Origin of the sequence: Bradyrhizobium sp. SHOUNA76 (assembly GCF_023006445.1) — a bacterium.
GTDB lineage: Bacteria > Pseudomonadota > Alphaproteobacteria > Rhizobiales > Xanthobacteraceae > Bradyrhizobium.
In genome coordinates this window covers 1-1,792 of sequence record NZ_JALBHA010000804.1, presented here as the reverse complement: position 1 = coordinate 1,792, position 1,792 = coordinate 1, and the positions used below count along the sequence as shown (strand labels likewise).

At 65.3% G+C, this 1,792-nt stretch carries 2 protein-coding genes and 1 pseudogene; all 3 read left to right on the top strand.

Going from position 1 to position 1,792, the window contains the following annotated elements:
• Positions 1-185: pseudogene (locus MOV74_RS37305) on the top strand (universal stress protein); the annotation flags it as partial.
• A 223-nt stretch (positions 186-408) separates the two neighbouring features.
• A complete protein-coding gene (locus tag MOV74_RS37300; RefSeq protein ID WP_246932416.1) occupies positions 409-978 on the top strand; it encodes a NifU family protein in 570 nt (189 codons plus the stop codon).
• A 199-nt stretch (positions 979-1,177) separates the two neighbouring features.
• A partial coding sequence (tsaB, locus tag MOV74_RS37295; protein ID WP_246932414.1) for a tRNA (adenosine(37)-N6)-threonylcarbamoyltransferase complex dimerization subunit type 1 TsaB occupies positions 1,178-1,792 on the top strand: 615 nt, incomplete at its 3' end.

Genomic DNA, 1,792 nt, shown 5'->3' with positions numbered 1-1,792 from the left:
AACAGCTGCTCGCCGTGATCGACGAGGACCCTGACATCGCCATGCTGGTGCTGGCCGCGAACCCCGGCGCGGAAGGGCCGGGCCCCCTGGTCGCCCTGCTCGCGCACGCGGTGGGGACGTTCCCGATCCCGGTGACGATCATTTCCGGCGCGCTGAGCGACCAAAGCGTGGATTCGCTGTCGTAGGTACCCCTGTCTGGGGTACGGCCAGTTGTTTGCTCGTCACGCCCGGGCTTGTCCCGGGTATCCACGTCAAGCCCGGCCATGACGCCGCGGAGATTTCGCTACCCTAACCCGCTGATATAACAACAGAACGCCGTTCTCGCCCCTTGATCGTGCGTTCGCCGTCGCCATCTGCTAGTGGATAGGGCACGCGCCGGCCTTGAACCGGCGACGTCTGGAGAAAACCATGTTTATTCAAACCGAAGCCACCCCCAATCCCGCCACGTTGAAGTTCATTCCCGGCCGCGTCGTGGTCGATGGCAACCCGGTGGAATTTGCGAGCCGCGAAACCGCAGGCCGCTCCCCGCTCGCCGAAAAGCTGTTCGAGGTGCCCGGCGTCACCAGCGTGTTCTACGGATCGGATTTCATCACCGTGACCAAGGCAAACGGTGAATGGCAGCAACTCAAGCCCGCGATCCTCGGTGCCATCATGGAGCACTACATGTCCGGCGCGCCGCTGCTCGCGGACGGCGCGGCGCAGGGCGATGCCGATCTCGACGACGAGGACGAGTTCTTCGACGAGGCCGATGCCGAAACGGTCGACATGATCAAGGACCTGATCGAGACCCGCGTGCGGCCGGCGGTCGCCAATGACGGCGGCGACATCACCTTCCGCGGCTTCAAGGACGGCATCGTCTATCTCAACATGAAGGGCGCCTGCTCCGGCTGCCCGTCGTCGACCGCGACGCTCCAGCACGGCATCCAGAACCTTTTGAAGCATTTCGTGCCCGACGTGGTCGAAGTCCGGCCGATGTAGGAGGTGCCGTAGGGTGGGCAAACGAAGCGTGCCCACCGTTTCTTTCGGCGACAAAAGTGGCGGGCACAGCGCAAGAGCGCCTTTGCCCACCCTACGAAATGCGGCGCGATCAGGGGCTACGAATTGTGAATGACGAATGGCGGATAGACGCTTGGTTCGCTAGACTGCTCCCCATTCGCCACTCGCCATTCGCTTTTCCATGCTGATCCTCGCCATCGATACTGCGCTCGACGCCTGCTCCGTCGCGGTGCTGGACACCGACGCCGGCGAGCTCCTCGCGCAGGAGCAGCTTCTCATGAAGCGCGGCCACGCCGAGGCCCTGATGCCGATGATCGCGCGCGTCATGCAATCGGCCAATCTCGCCTTCACCTCGCTCGACCGCATCGCGGTCACCGTCGGCCCCGGAAGTTTCACCGGCCTGCGCGTCGGCATTTCGGCGGCGCGCGGCCTTGCGCTCGCGGCCGAGCGGCCGGCGATTGGGCTGACCACCTTGTCGGCCTATGCCGCCGCCATCGTTGGCCAGAGCAAATCGGCGCCCGTGATCTCGGCGATCGACGCACGGCACGACCATGTCTATTTCCAGATCGTCGCCGGCGACGGCAGCCAGCTGGTGCGACCGAAGGTCGCCAGCATCGACGAGGCGATCACAGCCTCGCAATTCGGCGCGCCGCACCTGGTCGGCAATGCCGCAGGGATCCTCGCCGAGCGCTGGCCGAAGGATGGACCGCAACCTATTGCGGTCGACGCGCAACCCGCGCCCGACATCAGTTGGGTCGCGTGGCTCGGCGCCGCCGCCAATCCCGACACCACGCCG

Excerpts from the sequence above, each read along its gene's own strand:
- MOV74_RS37300 (WP_246932416.1), top strand. The coding sequence starts at position 409 with ATGTTTATTCAAACCGAAGCCACCCCCAATCCCGCCACGTTGAAGTTC.